Genomic DNA, 16,530 nt, shown 5'->3' on the forward strand with positions numbered 1-16,530 from the left:
CGTGGACCCTGCGCCCACTTGCGCCATCGGCGCCCGGCACAGCACTTGCTGCCTACACCAAGCGGGCGGGCGAGGGCACGCGTTTCAACGTTTGAGCGCGAGTCCGGCCTGCTTGTTTCGCAACTTGCAACGGGAGAGACGATATGAGTAGAGACCCGAGGAACACGTCGAACTATCGCGGCGACCGGGAACCGTGGCAGGACCCCGCGCCGTCATACGGTTACCAGGGCGAAGGCACGCGACAAGGCGGCACGCGCGAGACCCGGGAACCGGTGCGCAGCCGCAGTGCCGATCCCGGCCAAAGCAGCTATGGCGGGTTTTCGAATGAAGATCCCTCGTTCCAGCGCCAACAGGTCTACGAGGGGCAGGGCCGCGGCCGTGGCGGTGATGATCGCGGATACGACCCGCAAGGAAATAGATATGGCGATCAAGGCCGCGGGGCCGGCGGCCAGGGACGCTTCCAGAGCGGCCGCGACCGTGCCTATGGCGGCCGGGATCAGGCCTACGACGGTCCCACGTCGTTCGGCGATGACGAAGGCGGCTACTACGGCGACCGCCCCGCGTGGCGCGAGGAATCCATGTCATTCGAAACCGCTGAGCGCGGCGGCTACAACCGCGGTCCGACCGCGTGGCGGGACCGCGCATCGCGCCGGACCGATCCCAAGGGCTACATCCGTTCGGACGATCGCATCCGCGAGAACGTTTGCGAAGCGCTGGCCCATAGCGGCCTGGACGTGAGTGACGTCTCGGTCGCGGTCCTGGACGGCCATGTCGTGCTGGAGGGCACTGTTCCCAACCGGCGCACCAAACACTACGTCGAGGATTGCACGGTCGAGTGCGCGGGCGTGAACGATGTCGAGAACCGGATCCGCGTTGGAGCCGCGGGAGGCTCGAATACAGGCGCGAGCAGCTCGGGCGCCGGCAGCACCGGCACCGTCGAAAACTTCGGAACCGGGAAGGAATGACCGGTCCGCGATACGAAACACGATGACCCTGACGAAAGGAGCAGATCATGACCAAACACAAGGACAGCACGCACGAAACGGACGCGCCCGACCGCAGCCAGGACGATACGCCCCGCGAGTCGCAGGCGAGTCACGGCGACACGCAGAACCGCACGAAGAAGGAGGGCCATACCACGCAGATCGGCACTGGTCAGGACCAGCAGAGCCAGCGCAACCGCGGTCAGGGCGCCCGGTCCAAGCCGTGACGCCTTTCAGGAAGTTGAGTGGGACAGGAAACCCATGACCCTGGACGCGTTGTGGGACTTTCTGCAGTGGCCAGCCATGGCGGCGTCGCTTGCCGCCGCCTGGCTGGTCGCGTCGCGTAGCGCCGGGCGCCGCCACGCGGGCTTCTGGGTCTTCCTCGCCAGCAACGTGCTGTGGGTGGCGTGGGGCCTGCACGATGACGCGTGGGCGCTTATTGCACTGCAACTGGGATTGGCCGTCATGAACGTGCGCGGCGTTCTGAAAAACGATTCTTAGGACTCCTGTCCGCGCGGGCAAAGGCCTATACTTTTCCCCATCACGCACGCTCCGGCGCACGGCACAGGGCGTCTGCCGCCTTCCCCCCCGCGCGGCGTTCGCCGGGCATTCATGTGCACAGGGTCATGGCCCCTTTTTCAAGGAGGCAACTCCCATGTCGCGCCCCAGCAGATAGACGGCTTGCTTTAGACGCTGTTTGTAAATGCATCGCCTTCGAGGAGATGTGTGATGAACAAACTGTCCAGCAGCACCTTGGAAGATCTACGCGCCGCGGTCCGGGGCCAGATCCTGTCCGCCGGCGATGCCGGCTACGACGACGCCCGCAAGATCTGGAACGCCACGGTGGACCGGCGGCCCGCCGTCATTGCGCGATGCGCAGGTCCCGCCGACGTGCGCCGCGCCGTGGATTACGCGCGAGAAAATCAGTTGGTGATATCCGTGCGCGGCGGCGGACACAACATCGCGGGCACCGCCGTCTGCGATGACGGGATGATGATCGATCTGTCACCCATGAAATCGGTACGCATCGATCCTGCGCGCGCTCGGGCCTACGTGGAACCCGGCGCCACCTTGTCCGACCTCGATCACGAAGCGCAGGCGTTCGGCCTGGCCGTGCCCTTGGGCATCAATTCAACGACCGGCGTGGCTGGCTTGACGTTGGGAGGCGGTTTCGGCTGGCTGACGCGCCGGTTCGGCATGACCGTCGACAACCTGGTGTCTGCTGATGTCGTCACGGCAGACGGCCAATTGCTGCACGCCAGCGACTCGGAAAACCCGGACCTGTTCTGGGCGCTGCGCGGCGGCGGCGGTAATTTTGGCGTGGTCACGATGTTCGAGTTTCAGCTTCATCCGGTGGGGCCGGAGGTCTACGGCGGACTGGTGGTGATACCGCTGGAACAGGCTCGCGACGCGCTGGCGCGATACCGCGATGCGTTGCCGACCATGCCTCAGGAGCTGACCGTTTGGGCGGTGCTACGCCAGGCGCCGCCGCTGCCGTTCCTGCCGGCAGCCGTGCACGGCAAGCCCATCATCGCCTTCGCGTCGTGCTACACGGGCGGCGTGGACAAGGGGCCGGACGCCCTGCAAGTGGTGCGTGGTCTGGGCGACCCCTACGGTGAACACCTTGGGCCGATGCCCTATGCGGCCTGGCAGAAGGCGTTCGATCCATTGCTGACGCCCGGCGCGCGCAACTACTGGAAGTCTCACAACATTGGGGAGTTGGAGGACGGTCTGATCGACGCCGTCGTGTCAGCGGTACAGAACGTGCCGTCGCCGCAATGCGAGATCTTCTTTGGTCACATCGCCGGCGCGGCGATGCAGGTGCCGGTGTCCGCCACCGCGTATCCGCACCGGGCGGCGCAGTTCGCCATGAATGTGCACGGGCGCTGGGACGATCCGAAGGACGATGAACGGTGCATCGCCTGGGCGCGTGACATCTTCAAGGCGACTGAGCCCTGGTCGCAAGGCGGCGTGTATGTGAACTTCCTGACGCAGGACGAAACCGCGCGCGTGGGAGCGGCCTATGGCGAGAACTTCGACCGGCTGGTGCAGGTGAAGACCCGCTACGATCCGCACAATCTGTTTCGGCATAACCAGAACATCAAGCCGGCCGCGCCCTGATGTCGTGGAGCGACGCGTCAGCGGGGGCCGGGGATGCAGCATGGAACCGGCCCCGCTTCAATGCAACTGATCCGACCCCTTCGGTTGCAATCCCGCCAAGGCATTCCAGTCCGGATCCTTGAACATGCGCAGCTCGACCGGATAGACCGGATGCCCCGCAAGGCATGCGTTGAACGCATCCAGGAACGCTTCGACATTCGGCGTGTAGTACCGCCACTCCTTCTGATGATTGCCCGTCAGGCAAGCCACCTGCACACCGGCGTCCGAATTCTCGAAGCCCTGTTCGATGGCTTCTTCAAACGCATTGGTGCGCTGCTTGTCTTCGTCGTTCGGCATGCCCGTCTCGATGCCCTGATACGCCCAGGTGATGATGATCAGGTTCTCGTTGACCTGACGATCGGACTCGGACGGCAGACCGGTGCGAAAGCGAACGACGACCGGCAGGCCGTTGATCTGGGCTTCGCCCACTGCCCACATATCGCCTGGAAATAGGCTGCTCATTGCGTGTAACTCCTGCTGATTCAAGTGCCGAACAAGCCGGGAGTCTATCGCAACGCATCGCGCGGTCAGGCTGAGTGCGGGATCAATGCGTTCGTCTTGATCTGCGAGGAACCGCCATGCCACATGGCGCAGATACAATCGCCCGGTCGTTTGCACCGCAGCGACAGCCGTTGTTTACAGGGAAGCAGTAGATGTACACGTATTTGAAGCTCGCCGCCGCCGCGGTGCTGGTGGGATCCGCCTTTTCGGCCTTCGCCCAACAAGACCACCAGGCCGAACGCCTCTACGACCGCGCCGTCCAGCAAGACGCCGGGGCGCTGAAGGCGCTTCAGGACCTCGCCAAGGACAACGATCCCGAAGCGCTCATGGCGCTGGGTTTCATGTATGAGCACGGCGTGGGCGTCAGCCGCGACGTCAAATTGGCCATCGCCAACTACGCGTTGGCATGCCATCAGGGCGGTCAATACGGGTGTGCCAACGCCGCGTACTTCTTCGAGTACGGCATCGGTGTCGACAAAGACGCCAGCATCGCTGAACGCTACATCGGGCTCATCGCCAAGGACGACATCGACAACATCGACGACATGAAAGAGCTGGAGCGCCAGCGCCACATCGTTTACGAGGGCAAGGCCGCAGCCGAGACGGACGTCGAAATGCGGCTGCCGGTCATCGAATACCTAGAACGTCACGTCGGGTCGGCCTCCTCTGATGCCCGCGCGATGATGGCGCGAATCGGCTTCACCAAGCTGGACACCCTGCGGTTGGCGCGCGTCTGGGCAGAGCGGGACAAAGAACCCGAGATGCTGTTCCGTGTTGGCAGCTTCTACAACTTTGGCTACTCGCACGTCGAGAAGAAGGACGCCGAGGCCTTCAAGTGGTGGCAACGCGCGGCAGAAGCCGGCGAGCCGCAATCGCAGAACCTGTTGGGCCTTGCCTACTTGCAAGGCAAGTGGGGCGTGGATCAGGATCCGCCCGTCGCCGTGTCATGGTTCGAGCGCGCGGCCGCGCAAAGCGACCGGGATGCGTTGGTCAATCTGGGCGAAATCTACTACCTGGGCGAGATCGTTCCAGTTGATTACGCCCGGGCGCGTTCCCTGTTTGAAGAGGCGATTGAGCAGGGCTCCGCCCGTGCACCAAGATTCCTGAGCTGGATCTACTACAACGGCCAGTCGGTAAAGACCGATTGCCAAAAAGCCCTGCAATACCGCCAGGAGCGGCGCAACCATCAGCCGGATCCGCAGGACGACGCCAAATTCCTGGGCCAATGCAAAAGCGATCTGGACCAGCGCAAACAGGCGGGCAAAGCGGCGCCCACGCTGCGCCTGCAGCACAAGTCGACGTATCACGGCGGCAACGGCGGCGCCTTGGCTTGCGAACCGCATTTTGTCGTCACCACCGACAAGCTGGGTGAAATCGCCAATCTGCGGGTGACGGTCGAATTGAAGAATGACCAGGGCGCGACGACGCTGCGCACCCTGGCGTTCAGTCCGTTTGGCATGAACACGATGAACGAAGGCCTGGATGGCCGGGCATGGGATTCGTTCAGTTCAAGCACCTTGTTGCCGATGAAGACCCAGGAATTCTGCGATTTTCAGGCCGACTACCGGATCACGGAAGCGACCGGGCTCGTGAATGGCCGGCAAGCGGATCTGGTCGCGGAAGGGATGTTCGCGAAATAACGCCGGCAACCCGCTCTTTCCGTTCCTGGAAAGTGAGGCGGGCTGAGCCGAAGCCGGGCAATCCCCTCCGGCACCTGCATCTCCGCCAGGCAGTCGGGCGCGCAGGTCGATTGCCGGAAGGGTTGACGGGGTTCCGATGCGCGCGAGCGCCTCAACGCAAACGCCAGCCCGTTGAAAACTCGCAGCAGCTTTCCGCCAATTCCGCCACGCTCTCGCAAAACGCCACATCCGCATCCCGGCGGAACATCGCGCTGTACACCGACTGTGGCGGCGCGACGGTGGTGCGCGCGATGACGAGTTGCCGCGTGCTGACCATGTCTGCGAAGTAGTCGCGGGGCAGGCAGCTCACACCAAAGCCCGCGGCGGTCAATCCGGCCATCGCGATGAGACTGTTGATGGTAAAGATGTTGCTCGCCGCCGTGTGCGGACGCAGCCAACCGTCGTAGATCATGTTCAACCCGGACTCGCGGCTCTGCCGAAGCAGCGGCAGCTTGGCAATGTCGGCCGGGGTGTAGATGTGGCTGGCGTCGATCAGGTCCGGACTGCCCATCCAGGCAAACTCCAGGCGCTGCAGCGCGACGACCTGGAGATTCGGTTCGGCAAACTCGCCGTGCAGAAATGCCATGTCCAATTGCCCGGCCTGCAGACGCTTGAGCAGGTCCGCGCCCAGATCGATATGTGGTTCCAGCGTGATGCGCGGATAGTGGGCGCGCAGCAGGCGGATCAGGGCGGGTAGCCACGTCATCGCGGTGATCTCGGTGATGCCGAAGCGGAACGTGCCCGTCAACGTGTGTTGTCCCTTCAGGCGAGCCAGCAGACGGTCGCGGTGGCCCAGCATCTGCTCGGCCAAGGCGTAGATTTCATGCCCCCGGGCCGTCAGTTCTGCCCGGTGGCCCGACCGGTCAAAGAGGGCGATGTCGAAGTCGGCTTCCAGTTCCTGGATACGCTTGGTGATGGCCGATTGCGTGGTATGCAGCTTCTGCGCCGACGCAGAAAATGTCCCCAGCCGGACTGTCCAATAAAGGGCCTCGATCTGTTTGAAAGTCAGCATGTGCGTGCCCGGCAGATCTTGAGGTTCATTCCGAAAGTTCCGATAAGGGGTAACCCCTATATTCTGAAAAGTGATGAAGTTCGCTGAAATTTAATCCCTTTTTTGGAATCGCAAAAGCTCGCACCATTTGGTCTGACTCATTACCGGCCGCCCCGCCTCGCAAGCGACAGCGCGAAAAACGGAGCGTCCTTCGACTCAGGACAAGCAGACCGACATGGCTTCCATTTCCACCGGCGCGCGCCAATTGCCCGCCTCTCCCGTTGCGCCCACTGCCATATTGCAAGCGCTGGCAGGCATCGTCACCCCGCACCTTAGCGACAACCTCGCGCGCCGTGAGGGCATCACCGGACTGCGCCGTTACAACGGAAGCGGCAAGCTGGTCGGCACCGCGCTGACGGTCAAGACCCGTCCCGGCGACAACCTGATGATCTACAAGGCAATGATGCAGATCCAGCCGGGACACGTGCTGGTTGTCGACGCCGGCGGCGATCTATCCAATGCCGTGCTTGGCGAAATCATGAAGCGCTATCTTCAGATCCATGGCTGCGCGGGCGTTGTCGTGGACGGCGCCATTCGCGACGTTGCGGCCTTCGAAGCCGACAGTTTCCCCTGCTATGCGCGCGGCCATATCCACCGCGGACCCTACAAGGACGGCCCCGGCGAGGTCAACGTGCCGGTGTCGATCGGCGGGCAGGTCATCAACCCGGGCGACATCCTGGTGGGCGACGAAGACGGGCTGGTCAGCTTCGCGGCGTCGGACGCCGAGGCGCTGATCGCCGCCGCGCGTGCGCATGCCGACAAGGAAGCGCGCATCATGGCTGAAATTGCCACGGGCGAGAAAAGCCAGAGCTGGATGCAGGCCGCGTTTGCCGCGAAGGGGCTCGCATGAACGCCGTCACCGCAGATTTCCTGGCCGAACGCACCCGCGCCATCAAACCTTCGCCCAGCATGATGGCCAAGAGCCGGGTCGACCAATTGCGCGCCCAGGGCCGCGACATCGTGGATTTCACCGTCGGCGAACCGGACCTGCCCACGCCGGGGCACATCGTCCAGGCAGGCATCGACACGCTCAACAGCGGCGACATCCGCTACACGTCGTCCGTCGGCGCCAAACCGCTGCTGGAAGCGGTGCGCGCCAAATTCAAGCATGAGAACGGGCTGGAATATGGCACGGACGAACTCATCGTCGGCGTGGGCGCCAAGCAACTGATCTTCACCGCGCTGGCCGCCACTGTGCAGGCAGGGGACGAGGTCATCATCCCGGCGCCGTACTGGGTCTCGTATCCCGACATGGTGCTGGTCAATGACGGCACGCCGGTCGTGGTGGTCTGCCCCGAATCGGATGGCTTCAAGCTGACCCCGGACGTCTTGGAACGCGCCATCACGCCGCGCACGAAGTGGTTGCTGCTGAACACGCCCAGCAATCCCACCGGCGCGATGTACGGCGCGGACGAGTTGCGTGCGTTGGCAGCAGTGCTGGCACGCTATCCGCACGTCTGGCTGCTGACCGACGAGATCTACGAGCATCTGGCCTATGGCGAAGCGCGGCATCAGTCCCCGGCTGCGGTGGCGCCCGAACTGGCCGCGCGCACGCTGACCATCAACGGCGTGTCGAAGGCCTACGCGATGACGGGCTGGCGCCTGGGATATGCCGGCGGTCCCAAGGCGCTGATCAAGGCCATGGCCACGTTGATCTCGCAAAGCACCAGCTGCGTCAGCGCGATCAGCCAGTCGGCTGCGCGCGTCGCACTGACGGCCGACCAGCAGTGCGTGCGTGACGCCAATGCGTTGTTCCATGACCGCCGCGATCGCATCGTGGCGTTGCTGAACGAGGTGCCCGGCATTCGTTGCCCGGTCCCGGAAGGCGCGTTCTACGTGTATCCGTCGGTCGAAGGCCTGCTGGGCAGAACCACGCCGGCCGGCCACAAGCTGGGCAGCGACCTCGACGTCGTGATGTATCTGCTGGACGAGGCGGGCGTGGCTTGTCTGGACGGCGCGGCTTATGGGCTGTCGCCGTATCTGCGGCTGAGCTTCGCGACCTCGATGGAAAACATCGAAGAGGGCTGCCGCCGCATTCGCGATGCATGCGCGCGCCTGGCATGAAGCCTTTTTTTGCAGCACCCATACCTACATACCAAGGGAATTCCATGAAGACGTTCATCTCCTCCTTCGCCGCCATCGTTGGCCTGGCCGCAACGCTGGCCCCCGCCGCCAATGCCGACACGCTGCAGGACATCAAGGCGCGCGGCAAGTTCATCTGCGGCACGATGGGCACGGCCGAGCCGTTCAGCTTCCAGGATCCGAAGACGCGCGGCATCGTCGGCTATGAAGTCGACGTGTGCCAGGCGTTGGCCGACAGCCTGGGTGTGCCGCTTGAACTCAAGCTGATTGCCGTCGAGGCGCGCATTCCTGAACTGATCGCCGGCCGCGTCGACGTGGTGGCCGCCAATCTGGGCTGGACGCCCGAGCGCGCCAAGCAGATCGATTATTCGCACCAGCATTTCGTCAGCCCGCAAAAAATCCTGTCGCGCGAATCGGACAAGGATCTGAAGGCGCCCGCCGATCTCGCCGGCAAGCGGGTCAGCGCCGTGCGCGGTTCGTCGTCGGAGCAGGGCGCGCGCAAGAACATCCCGAATGTCGATCCGGTCACGTTCAAGGATCCCAGCGGCGCATTCCTGGCGTTGCAGCAGGGCAAGGTCAGCGGTTTCGTCGGTTCGGAACTGATGCTGGTCAAGCTGCAGCACCAGGCCGCCTCGAGCGCCGTGCCGGTCAAGATCCTGGAGCCCGCGCTGTTCATCGAACCGTGGGGCGTCGGCGTGCGCAAGGGCGACACGGCAATGCTGAATCAGGTGAACAAGGTGCTGGACGGCATGGAAGCGTCCGGACAGGCTGCCAAGACCTTTGACAAGTGGTTTGGCGCCGGCACCCAGTTCAACATCAAGCGCGACTTCCGCATCGAAGAAATCAAGGGTTGATGCGCCGCGCGCGCTGGAGCCTGGTTCGATGCATTACATCTTCGACTTCAGCGCCATTTTTCAGGGCGAGTATCCGGACTGGCTGCTCAGGGGGTTGATCACCACCCTGGCGCTGGCCGGGCTTTCCTGGATTCTGGCGTTCTTCGTGGGCAGCCTGCTGGCGGTGATCCGCCTGACGGGCTCGCCTGTCGCCAATGGATTGGTCGCGACGTATGTCGCGTTCCACCGCAACGTGCCCATGCTGGTGCACATCATGTTCTGGTACTTCGGCGTACCCGCGCTGCTGCCGTTCGCCGTCACCGACTGGCTCAACAGCCACGGCAGTGAATTCACCCTTTCCTGCATCGCAATCGGGCTGGTGATGTCGGCCTATGTCTGCGAAGACCTGCGCAGTGCGGTGCGCGGCATTCCTGCCGGCCAGGTCGAGGCTGCCCGCGCGTTGGGCCTGAGCTTTCTGAAGACCATGCGCAAGGTGGTGCTTCCCCAGGCCTTTCGCATTGCGATCCCGCCGTTGCTCAACCAGACCCTGTTGCTACTCAAGAACACGAGTCTGGCGATGGCCATCGGCGTGACCGAGCTGACTGCGGCCGCTCGCGAAATCGAGAACAACACGTTTCGAACGTTTGAGGCCTATGCCGTGGTGACGGTGATCTATCTCGTGCTCTCGTTCCTGATCATGGGCGGCGGCGCGATGCTGCAGCGACGCTATCGTCCGCTGGGAGTGCGCTGACCATGTGGGACATCCTTAAAGACAATTGGTTGCTGCTTCTGATCGGCCAGTATCCGCATGGTCCGATCGGCGGCCTGGCCGCGACCTTGGGTCTGGCTGCCATCAGCCTCGCCCTGGCGCTGCCGTGCGGCGTGCTGCTGGCGCTGGGCCGCATCAGCCCCTACCGGATCTTCTATTGGCCTTCGTCGGCCGTGGTCTACCTGGTGCGCGGCCTGCCGCTGCTGATGTTCATCTTCTGGGCCTACTTCTTCGTGCCGATCATCATCGGCCGTCCTGTCGCGGGCACGACCACGATGGTGGTGGCGCTGGTTTGCTACGAAAGCGCGTATCTGGCCGAGATCATCCGCGCCGGCATCCAGGCGCTGCCGCCCGGCCAGCAGGAAGCCAGCCGCGCGCTGGGCATGTCGTACATGCAGACCATGCGGCGCGTCATCCTGCCGCAGGCGCTCTACAACATGCTGCCCAGCATGCTGAGCCAGTTCGTGTCCACGGTGAAGGAAACCTCGCTGGCTTATGTCATCAGTGTCCAGGAGCTGACGTACGCCGCCAACCAGATCAACAGCGTATTGCTGACCAAGCCGTTCGAAGTCTTTGGGCTGCTTGCGCTGACTTATTTCGTCCTGAATTTTGGCCTGAGTTCCCTGGTGCACCTGACCGAACGCCGCATTGGCCGACGGCGCGCCGGACTTGCGCCTGCCCAGAAAGTGGTGCCCACATGATCCGATTTTCCGAAGTGCAGAAGTGGTATGGCGAGTATCAGGCGCTGGCCGATGTGACGGCGCAGGTCGACCGGGGCGAGGTGGTCGTGGTGTGCGGGCCCTCCGGCTCGGGCAAGTCCACGCTGATCCGCACCGTCAACCGGCTGGAGCCCATCCAGAAGGGCGTCATTGAAGTCGACGGCAAGGACATCTACGGCAAGGACGTGCACCTGGACGCATTGCGCAGCCACATCGGCTTTGTGTTCCAGCAGTTCAATCTCTTTCCGCATCTGTCTGTGATGGAAAACCTGATGCTGGCGCCGCTGCAACTGAAGCGCGCTCGCCGCCCCGAAGCGCGCGAGCGTGCCATGCAACTCTTGGAAAGAGTGGGGCTGGCCCACAAGGCAGAGGCCTATCCCTCGCAATTGTCGGGCGGTCAGCAGCAGCGCGTGGCGATCGCCCGCGCGCTGGCCATGAATCCGCCGGTCATGCTGTTCGACGAGCCGACCAGCGCGCTGGACCCGGAAATGGTCGGCGAAGTCCTGCAGGTGATGAAGGGCTTGGCGAAGGATGGGATGACCATGGTGTGCGTGACGCACGAGATGGGCTTTGCCCGTGAAGTGGCGGATCGCGTCTGGTTCATGGACGCCGGTCGTATCGTGGAAACCGGAACGCCGGATGCGTTCTTCAATCGGCCGCACACTGCCCGCGCGCAGAAATTTCTGGCGGAGATCCGGCATTGAAACCGGGGCTGCCGTGCGGCAGCCCTGCTATCGCGCGACCGTCAGCCGCAAGGCGCCTGCCATCCGGCCATGGCGTCTTCCGTCACTGTAAAAACGATGATGCTGTTTTTATTTCGCGGCAGTATATTCATCCGCAGAATCAGCATCTTTGGGATGATTGAGACGGTCGCAGGCGTCGGGTAGATTTCGCATCAAGCATGGTGCGATGCGCCTGGCGCCCGACCAGAACAAGTCCCAAGTGACAAATCGCATTCCGGAACTTGCCGCGCTTTTGGCGCCGCGCAAGACGTATTTTCATTGACCGTTGTTCTATGCATCGGAGGCCGCAATGAATATCCGCGATACGTCTCATCCAGCCCGCCCCTTCGCGTGTGAATCCGTATCGGGCTACGCAATGTGCCCGCGAAACACGCTGTTCGTCCACGCCTGATCGAACTAGCACCCCCGCACCGCATGACACCGATCTCTGCATCTTTGGATGCATGGGTGGCGGGCCGGCGCTGGTGTCCGCCAATCGGGACACCAGCGCTGGCGATTCGAACGATGCGGGCCTGGAGATTTTCATGAACAAGTCGATTTTCCCTTGCATGGCGATCGTGCTCTCAGGCGTCTGCCTGTCGACGGCCGCCCAGACCGTTACGCCGCTCAAAGGCCAGACTCCCGAATTGACCCAGCAGGACATCGCCGCGTGCCAGGCGCAGTCGGCCAACACGTCGAGCGCGGCGGCCGCCGACACGCCTTCGGCTGGCGGACGAGCCCGTGGCGCAGCAGCCGGCGCCACGGCGGGCGCTGTCGTCGCAGGCGCGCGTGGGCGCCAGCACGAAGAGGTGTATGACCGTATGGATGACGACACCAAGCAGGCGTACCGGCAGAACCAGGCGAAGGACGCCGCCGCGGCGGGCATGGTGGTGGGCGGGTCGCGCCAACGACAGGACCGGCGTCAGGATCGTGCGAACCAGGCGCAGCAGAGTGCGAACGCTTCGTCGGCGTATGCCGCTTGCATGCAGCAGCGCGGCTATCAGGTCGGGCCGTGAACGCGCTGGGCGTGTTTTTTCATGCGTTACCCAGTTTCCCGTGCGACACACCACAAAAGGAGTACGTCATGTCTCATAAATATTCCGCAGTCTGCCGGACCGGTATGGCCCTCTTCACCATCATTGCGGCTGGCTTTCTGTTTGGCGGCTGTACCACGACACCGCCGTCCAAACCGTCTGCTGCGCCCAAGACTGATACGCGGGCTGCTTTGGACGACGCGGCCAACGCGACCTTATCCAAGCTTTACGAAGCCGCGCCGTCATCCCGTGAGCTGGTCGCTCGCGCCAGGGGCGTGCTGGTGTTCCCGGATGTGCTCAGCGGGAGTTTCATCGTCGGCGCCGAGCATGGCAAAGGCGTGCTGCGCGTAGGGCAGTCGGCGGTAGGCTACTACCGCACCACGTCGGGGTCGATCGGCTTTCAGGCGGGCGCGCAATCAAAGGCCATGGTCCTGCTGTTCATGACGGATGACGCCTTGAACAAGTTTCGCAACAGCAGCGGCTGGACTGTCGGCGCCGACGCCACGGTGGCGATCGTCAATATCGGCGCCAACGGACGCATCGACACGAACACTGCGAAGCAGCCGATTGTTGGCTTCGTGATGAACAACGGAGGCCTGATGGCTGGCGTCTCGCTAGAGGGAACGAAGATCTCGAAATACGAGCCGTGATGGCCGAAGTGGACCGCCCGCGGAGTCACTTTCAGGATGACGGTGACTCGTGCGGGTCTGTGGCTTCGATGGCAGATGCCCTGGGCCGGCAATCGCCTGAGGTCGCCTCCCGGGGCTCGCAGGCCCCTTGCGCTGCGCGGTATTATCGCGAGTCCACCAGCCGCAAGGAAGGGAATGAATCAGCAGCAGCGCACGACCAAACGCCGCCGGATTCCGCGCAAGGCCTGGGCCTTGGGTCTGGCCATCGCGGCAGCCGTGGGGTTTTATGCCTGGAAGGAATCCCCGCTGGGTCCAGGCCTGACCGAAAGCAAGATACGCAAGATCCTGGTCGCCGCCATGGAAACGCCCACCAATGCCCCAGGCAGCGCCTGCGTCAATGTGGTGGGTGTGCGGCCCTTGCCGACCGATGTCTACACGGTCTTCCTGGAAGAACAGGACAAGGTCGTGCAAGGGCTGATCAAACACGGACTCATCACGGTCAAGCGCGTCAGTGCTGACGGCGATGGTTCACCTCCAAAACCGGATGAGGATCCCGACGACGCCACCAGCCACATGGCGCTGACCGAAAAGGGCCGTGCGTACTACACCGATGGCGAGGTCCGCCTCGCTTCCAAGCTGGTCTATACCGCGAAGTTCTGCGCCCCTGGCCTGCAGGTCGGCAAGATCCTGGACTACTCCAAGCCGGGCAAGAATCCGTTCGACGACAACCCCAACGCGGTGTCGGCGGTGAAGTTCGAATGGCGGCTGGATCGCGCCACGGCGGATTGGGCAGCGGACCCCGCGTTCTATCCCCAGATAAGCGGCTTTGCTTCGAGGGATCAGCCTGACGAGTGGCAGACCCGGCACATCATGCTGGAACGGAAAAACGGTGTATGGGGGTTGGGGGACGATCCGTATAAGATCCGCTGGTGAGGCGGACGGCTGCCACGACTTGAGCGGGTCTCGTCAAAACGCCTGCGCGCCGTTGCCGAACTTATCGCGGTAAGCGGCCGGACTCGTCATCACGATGCGCCGGAAGTGCCTGCGCATGGACTCCTCGGAGCCGAACCCGGCGAGTTCGGCGATGCGGCCAATCGGCAACGGCGTTCTGGCCTCCAGCATGTCACGCGCCACGGCCACGCGTTCGCGGACCAGCCATTCATACGGCGCCATTCCCGTGGCGTCTTGAAACTGCCGTTGCAACGTGCGCGGGCTCATGGCGGCACGCTCTGCCAGTGATCGCAGGGTGTGGGGCAAAGCGGGATGCAGGCGCATCCAGTCCATCAGCTTGGCCAATCGCCCGATTTCATCGTGCGGCATGGGGCGCGGCACAAATTGCGCCTGCCCGCCTTCCCGGTGCGGAGCCACCACGAGCCGTTGCGCCACCCGATTTGCCACGGCCCCCCCATAATCGCGTCGCACCAGGTGGAGCAACATGTCCAGACCGGCTGCCGAGCCCGCCGATGTGATGAGCTGCCCTTCATCGACATACAGCGCGTCCGGCTGAACGCGCACTTGCGGGTAGCGCTGCTGCAGCTTGGCGGCGTATCGCCAGTGCGTGGTGACGGTCTTTCCATCAAGGACGCCCGCCGCCGCCAGCACGAACACACCTGAACAAATCGAACAGAGCCGCGCACCGCGCTGGTACGCCATCCGGAGCTTTTTCAGCAAGGGCGCAGGCGGCAACTCGTCCGCATCGCGCCAGCCAGGCACCACGATCGTATCCGCCCGATCGAGCAGCTTGAGCGAGTAGGGCGCCGCCACGGTGATGCCGCCTGCCGCGCGCAGCGGGCCGGGCTCGACTGCGCAGACCGCGAAGCGATACCAATCGACGTCGAGCTCGGGACGCTCGAGCGCAAACAGCTCGGTCACACAGCCGAATTCGAAAGTGCACAGCCGGTCATAAGCCAGCGCGACGACAAGGTGTTTTTCCATGGCGTGATGTTACCGGTAATTGTCATTTACGCCACTTATCCGGCGCGCGTTCCGCCGTCAGAATGAGGCTCCTGGATCGATCTTCCAGCATCGCTTCTTTGGCCCATTCACACAGAGTTCAACCATGCCGACCCCCAACGCCGTCACCGTCATCCCCGCCGCCGACAGCGCATCCGCGCTCGCCCACTTTCGAGCAGAACTGCAATTCGAGACCGATTGTTCCGATGTCGCCGGCGCGTTCGCCAGCGGCTCACCCGGTTTTGTGCTGCTGGACGTGCGTAGTCCCACGCTGTTCGCGCAGGGCCATGTGCCGGGCGCGGTGAATCTGCCGCACGGAAAGATAGTCGAGTCGAAATTGGCGAGCTATCCCGTGGACACGCTGTTCGTGACGTACTGCGCAGGTCCGCATTGCAATGGCGCGACACGGGGCGCGATACGGCTTGCTCAGTTGGGGCGACCGGTAAAGGTGATGCGCGGCGGGATCACGGGATGGCTCGACGAGCGTTTGCCGCTTGCGGGAATTGATGACGGGCAGGGCGGTGAAGGATCTGAGCGCAAATAGCCTTGAAATCCCGCACCTTTCGTGGGGACCGGAGGTATCGTTTCGCGCCAGTCAGGGCAAGGATCATTTTGACCCTACCCTCCTGAATTCTCGCTATCATCCACGGCACTATGCCGACAAAAAACTTGCTCCCCGCCGCCTGCGCCGCTGCGCTGTGCGCTCTCTCCCTGTCCGCCACGGCGGCGCCGCAGGCTTCGCCTTCGTTCGACTGCGCCATGGCGCGCACGGGCGCAGAAAAGGCCATCTGCGCGAACCCGCAACTTGCGGCGCTCGATGCGAGCATCGCCAAGCGCTACAACGAGGCGCGTAAATCCCTGGACGCCGTCACGGCCGAAGCGCTGTTGCGCGACCAGCGCGATTTCACCAAGGTGCGCGACGATGCCTTCGAGCAGCCGTTCGACAAAGACAAGCCAGTCGAGGAGATCGCGACCCGCATGAAACACCGGGACGCGTTCCTTGCCTCGCTGGATTTGGCTGAACGCAAGGGCTTTACCGGCAGATGGCGCAACATCTCGGGCGAGATCACGCTCTGGAAGAAGCCCGACGGCGACATCCTGTATGAAGGATCCGCCGACAAGCCGCGCACCGGAAGCTGGTCGTGCAATGTAGAGGCTTCCGGCAAGGCCAAGGGCGAGCGCCTGCAGGTCAAGAGCGTCGACACCAAGGGCTGGATACTGAACCTGAAGCGCCAGGGCGATGCCTTGGTCGTGGAGGAACAGCCGCCCGGCGCGGGTGCATCGGGTCCGCCTTATTGCGGCGCGAATGGAACCTTGGCCGGCACGTTCTTCCCGATACGCTGAGCGATAGCCGAAATGCATGTCTGCGGGTTGAGGCGCAAGCGCCATACCCGCACAAGATTATCGCCAACACG

At 63.4% G+C, this 16,530-nt stretch carries 19 protein-coding genes; 16 read left to right on the forward strand and 3 right to left on the reverse strand.

Translation table 11 applies throughout. The features are described from left to right. Positions 1–143: 143 nt before the first annotated feature. The 4 genes from B3098_RS21090 to B3098_RS21105 all read left to right on the forward strand — a co-directional run bounded on the left by B3098_RS21090 (position 144) and on the right by B3098_RS21105 (position 3,104). On the forward strand, positions 144–965 hold the full coding sequence (locus B3098_RS21090; RefSeq protein ID WP_286898787.1) for a BON domain-containing protein: 822 nt from the start codon (positions 144–146) through the stop codon (positions 963–965). Between the two features lie 47 nt (positions 966–1,012). Next, positions 1,013–1,210, forward strand: coding sequence for a hypothetical protein (locus B3098_RS21095; RefSeq protein ID WP_175125320.1), 198 nt, complete (start codon positions 1,013–1,015; stop codon positions 1,208–1,210). A 34-nt stretch (positions 1,211–1,244) separates the two neighbouring features. Then, positions 1,245–1,484: a hypothetical protein gene (locus tag B3098_RS21100; protein ID WP_175125271.1), complete on the forward strand. Its 240-nt coding sequence runs from the start codon at positions 1,245–1,247 to the stop codon at positions 1,482–1,484. Positions 1,485–1,712: 228 nt separating this feature from the next. Next, positions 1,713–3,104: an FAD-binding oxidoreductase gene (locus B3098_RS21105; RefSeq protein WP_286898789.1), complete on the forward strand. Its 1,392-nt coding sequence runs from the start codon at positions 1,713–1,715 to the stop codon at positions 3,102–3,104. Positions 3,105–3,161: 57 nt separating this feature from the next. Here the strand turns inward: B3098_RS21105 and B3098_RS21110 are convergent, their stop codons facing one another. Continuing rightward, complete coding sequence (locus B3098_RS21110; protein WP_286898791.1) at positions 3,162–3,605, reverse strand: DUF695 domain-containing protein; 444 nt, start codon at positions 3,603–3,605, stop codon at positions 3,162–3,164. A 191-nt stretch (positions 3,606–3,796) separates the two neighbouring features. On the opposite strand from B3098_RS21110, the gene B3098_RS21115 reads away from it, so the two are divergent. Continuing rightward, positions 3,797–5,284: an SEL1-like repeat protein gene (locus B3098_RS21115; protein WP_286898793.1), complete on the forward strand. Its 1,488-nt coding sequence runs from the start codon at positions 3,797–3,799 to the stop codon at positions 5,282–5,284. Between the two features lie 151 nt (positions 5,285–5,435). Here B3098_RS21115 and B3098_RS21120 read toward each other — a convergent pair whose 3' ends face one another. After that, positions 5,436–6,335: a LysR family transcriptional regulator gene (locus B3098_RS21120; protein ID WP_175139322.1), complete on the reverse strand. Its 900-nt coding sequence runs from the start codon at positions 6,333–6,335 to the stop codon at positions 5,436–5,438. Positions 6,336–6,549: 214 nt separating this feature from the next. Between B3098_RS21120 and B3098_RS21125 the strand changes: the two genes are divergently transcribed. The 9 genes from B3098_RS21125 to B3098_RS21165 all read left to right on the forward strand — a co-directional run bounded on the left by B3098_RS21125 (position 6,550) and on the right by B3098_RS21165 (position 14,095). Beyond that, the gene (locus B3098_RS21125) at positions 6,550–7,224 is read left to right on the forward strand and encodes an RraA family protein (protein ID WP_286898794.1); all 675 of its coding nucleotides are present in this window, start codon (positions 6,550–6,552) and stop codon (positions 7,222–7,224) included. Beyond that, a complete protein-coding gene (locus B3098_RS21130) occupies positions 7,221–8,438 on the forward strand; it encodes an aminotransferase class I/II-fold pyridoxal phosphate-dependent enzyme (RefSeq protein WP_286898795.1) in 1,218 nt (405 codons plus the stop codon). Before B3098_RS21125 ends, B3098_RS21130 begins: the two co-directional genes overlap by 4 nt. Positions 8,439–8,482: 44 nt before the next feature. Next, positions 8,483–9,310 carry an ABC transporter substrate-binding protein gene (locus B3098_RS21135; RefSeq protein WP_279974864.1) on the forward strand — a complete coding sequence of 276 codons (828 nt, stop codon included), beginning with the start codon at positions 8,483–8,485 and terminating at the stop codon, positions 9,308–9,310. A 28-nt stretch (positions 9,311–9,338) separates the two neighbouring features. Then, entirely contained in the window at positions 9,339–10,040 is a 702-nt protein-coding gene (locus B3098_RS21140) for an amino acid ABC transporter permease (protein WP_286898796.1), read from the forward strand. A 2-nt stretch (positions 10,041–10,042) separates the two neighbouring features. After that, complete coding sequence (locus tag B3098_RS21145; protein ID WP_286898797.1) at positions 10,043–10,759, forward strand: amino acid ABC transporter permease; 717 nt, start codon at positions 10,043–10,045, stop codon at positions 10,757–10,759. Continuing rightward, positions 10,756–11,481: an amino acid ABC transporter ATP-binding protein gene (locus B3098_RS21150; RefSeq protein WP_175139317.1), complete on the forward strand. Its 726-nt coding sequence runs from the start codon at positions 10,756–10,758 to the stop codon at positions 11,479–11,481. The genes B3098_RS21145 and B3098_RS21150 overlap by 4 nt, the downstream gene beginning before the upstream one ends. Positions 11,482–12,044: 563 nt before the next feature. Beyond that, positions 12,045–12,515 carry a YMGG-like glycine zipper-containing protein gene (locus B3098_RS21155; RefSeq protein ID WP_239214211.1) on the forward strand — a complete coding sequence of 157 codons (471 nt, stop codon included), beginning with the start codon at positions 12,045–12,047 and terminating at the stop codon, positions 12,513–12,515. 68 nt (positions 12,516–12,583) lie between these two features. After that, complete coding sequence (locus tag B3098_RS21160) at positions 12,584–13,183, forward strand: BPSL1445 family SYLF domain-containing lipoprotein (protein ID WP_175125286.1); 600 nt, start codon at positions 12,584–12,586, stop codon at positions 13,181–13,183. Positions 13,184–13,357: 174 nt separating this feature from the next. Then, positions 13,358–14,095 carry a hypothetical protein gene (locus tag B3098_RS21165; RefSeq protein WP_286898799.1) on the forward strand — a complete coding sequence of 246 codons (738 nt, stop codon included), beginning with the start codon at positions 13,358–13,360 and terminating at the stop codon, positions 14,093–14,095. 33 nt (positions 14,096–14,128) lie between these two features. Here B3098_RS21165 and ftrA read toward each other — a convergent pair whose 3' ends face one another. Then, a complete protein-coding gene (ftrA, locus tag B3098_RS21170; RefSeq protein WP_286898800.1) occupies positions 14,129–15,097 on the reverse strand; it encodes a transcriptional regulator FtrA in 969 nt (322 codons plus the stop codon). A 124-nt stretch (positions 15,098–15,221) separates the two neighbouring features. On the opposite strand from ftrA, the gene B3098_RS21175 reads away from it, so the two are divergent. Both B3098_RS21175 and B3098_RS21180 read left to right on the forward strand, forming a co-directional pair. Then, positions 15,222–15,659, forward strand: coding sequence for a rhodanese-like domain-containing protein (locus tag B3098_RS21175; protein ID WP_286898802.1), 438 nt, complete (start codon positions 15,222–15,224; stop codon positions 15,657–15,659). 215 nt (positions 15,660–15,874) lie between these two features. After that, positions 15,875–16,459, forward strand: coding sequence for a lysozyme inhibitor LprI family protein (locus tag B3098_RS21180; protein WP_286898803.1), 585 nt, complete (start codon positions 15,875–15,877; stop codon positions 16,457–16,459). Positions 16,460–16,530 lie beyond the last annotated feature (71 nt).

The sequence above is a fragment of the Achromobacter sp. UBA2119 genome (assembly GCF_002331005.1).
Lineage (GTDB): Bacteria > Pseudomonadota > Gammaproteobacteria > Burkholderiales > Burkholderiaceae_B > Achromobacter > Achromobacter animicus.

Bases quoted from the DNA above. Each gene is read 5' to 3' on its own strand.
- B3098_RS21095 (WP_175125320.1), top strand. From the start codon at position 1,013: ATGACCAAACACAAGGACAGCACGCACGAAACGGACGCGCCCGACCGC.
- B3098_RS21165 (WP_286898799.1), top strand. From the start codon at position 13,358: ATGAATCAGCAGCAGCGCACGACCAAACGCCGCCGGATTCCGCGCAAG.
- B3098_RS21135 (WP_279974864.1), top strand. From the start codon at position 8,483: ATGAAGACGTTCATCTCCTCCTTCGCCGCCATCGTTGGCCTGGCCGCA.
- B3098_RS21140 (WP_286898796.1), top strand. From the start codon at position 9,339: ATGCATTACATCTTCGACTTCAGCGCCATTTTTCAGGGCGAGTATCCG.
- B3098_RS21110 (WP_286898791.1), bottom strand. From the start codon at position 3,605: ATGAGCAGCCTATTTCCAGGCGATATGTGGGCAGTGGGCGAAGCCCAG.
- B3098_RS21155 (WP_239214211.1), top strand. From the start codon at position 12,045: ATGAACAAGTCGATTTTCCCTTGCATGGCGATCGTGCTCTCAGGCGTC.
- B3098_RS21125 (WP_286898794.1), top strand. From the start codon at position 6,550: ATGGCTTCCATTTCCACCGGCGCGCGCCAATTGCCCGCCTCTCCCGTT.
- B3098_RS21105 (WP_286898789.1), top strand. From the start codon at position 1,713: ATGAACAAACTGTCCAGCAGCACCTTGGAAGATCTACGCGCCGCGGTC.
- B3098_RS21145 (WP_286898797.1), top strand. From the start codon at position 10,043: ATGTGGGACATCCTTAAAGACAATTGGTTGCTGCTTCTGATCGGCCAG.
- B3098_RS21090 (WP_286898787.1), top strand. From the start codon at position 144: ATGAGTAGAGACCCGAGGAACACGTCGAACTATCGCGGCGACCGGGAA.
- B3098_RS21160 (WP_175125286.1), top strand. From the start codon at position 12,584: ATGTCTCATAAATATTCCGCAGTCTGCCGGACCGGTATGGCCCTCTTC.
- ftrA (WP_286898800.1), bottom strand. From the start codon at position 15,097: ATGGAAAAACACCTTGTCGTCGCGCTGGCTTATGACCGGCTGTGCACT.
- B3098_RS21150 (WP_175139317.1), top strand. From the start codon at position 10,756: ATGATCCGATTTTCCGAAGTGCAGAAGTGGTATGGCGAGTATCAGGCG.
- B3098_RS21180 (WP_286898803.1), top strand. From the start codon at position 15,875: ATGGCGCGCACGGGCGCAGAAAAGGCCATCTGCGCGAACCCGCAACTT.
- B3098_RS21120 (WP_175139322.1), bottom strand. From the start codon at position 6,335: ATGCTGACTTTCAAACAGATCGAGGCCCTTTATTGGACAGTCCGGCTG.
- B3098_RS21175 (WP_286898802.1), top strand. From the start codon at position 15,222: ATGCCGACCCCCAACGCCGTCACCGTCATCCCCGCCGCCGACAGCGCA.
- B3098_RS21115 (WP_286898793.1), top strand. From the start codon at position 3,797: ATGTACACGTATTTGAAGCTCGCCGCCGCCGCGGTGCTGGTGGGATCC.
- B3098_RS21100 (WP_175125271.1), top strand. From the start codon at position 1,245: ATGACCCTGGACGCGTTGTGGGACTTTCTGCAGTGGCCAGCCATGGCG.
- B3098_RS21130 (WP_286898795.1), top strand. From the start codon at position 7,221: ATGAACGCCGTCACCGCAGATTTCCTGGCCGAACGCACCCGCGCCATC.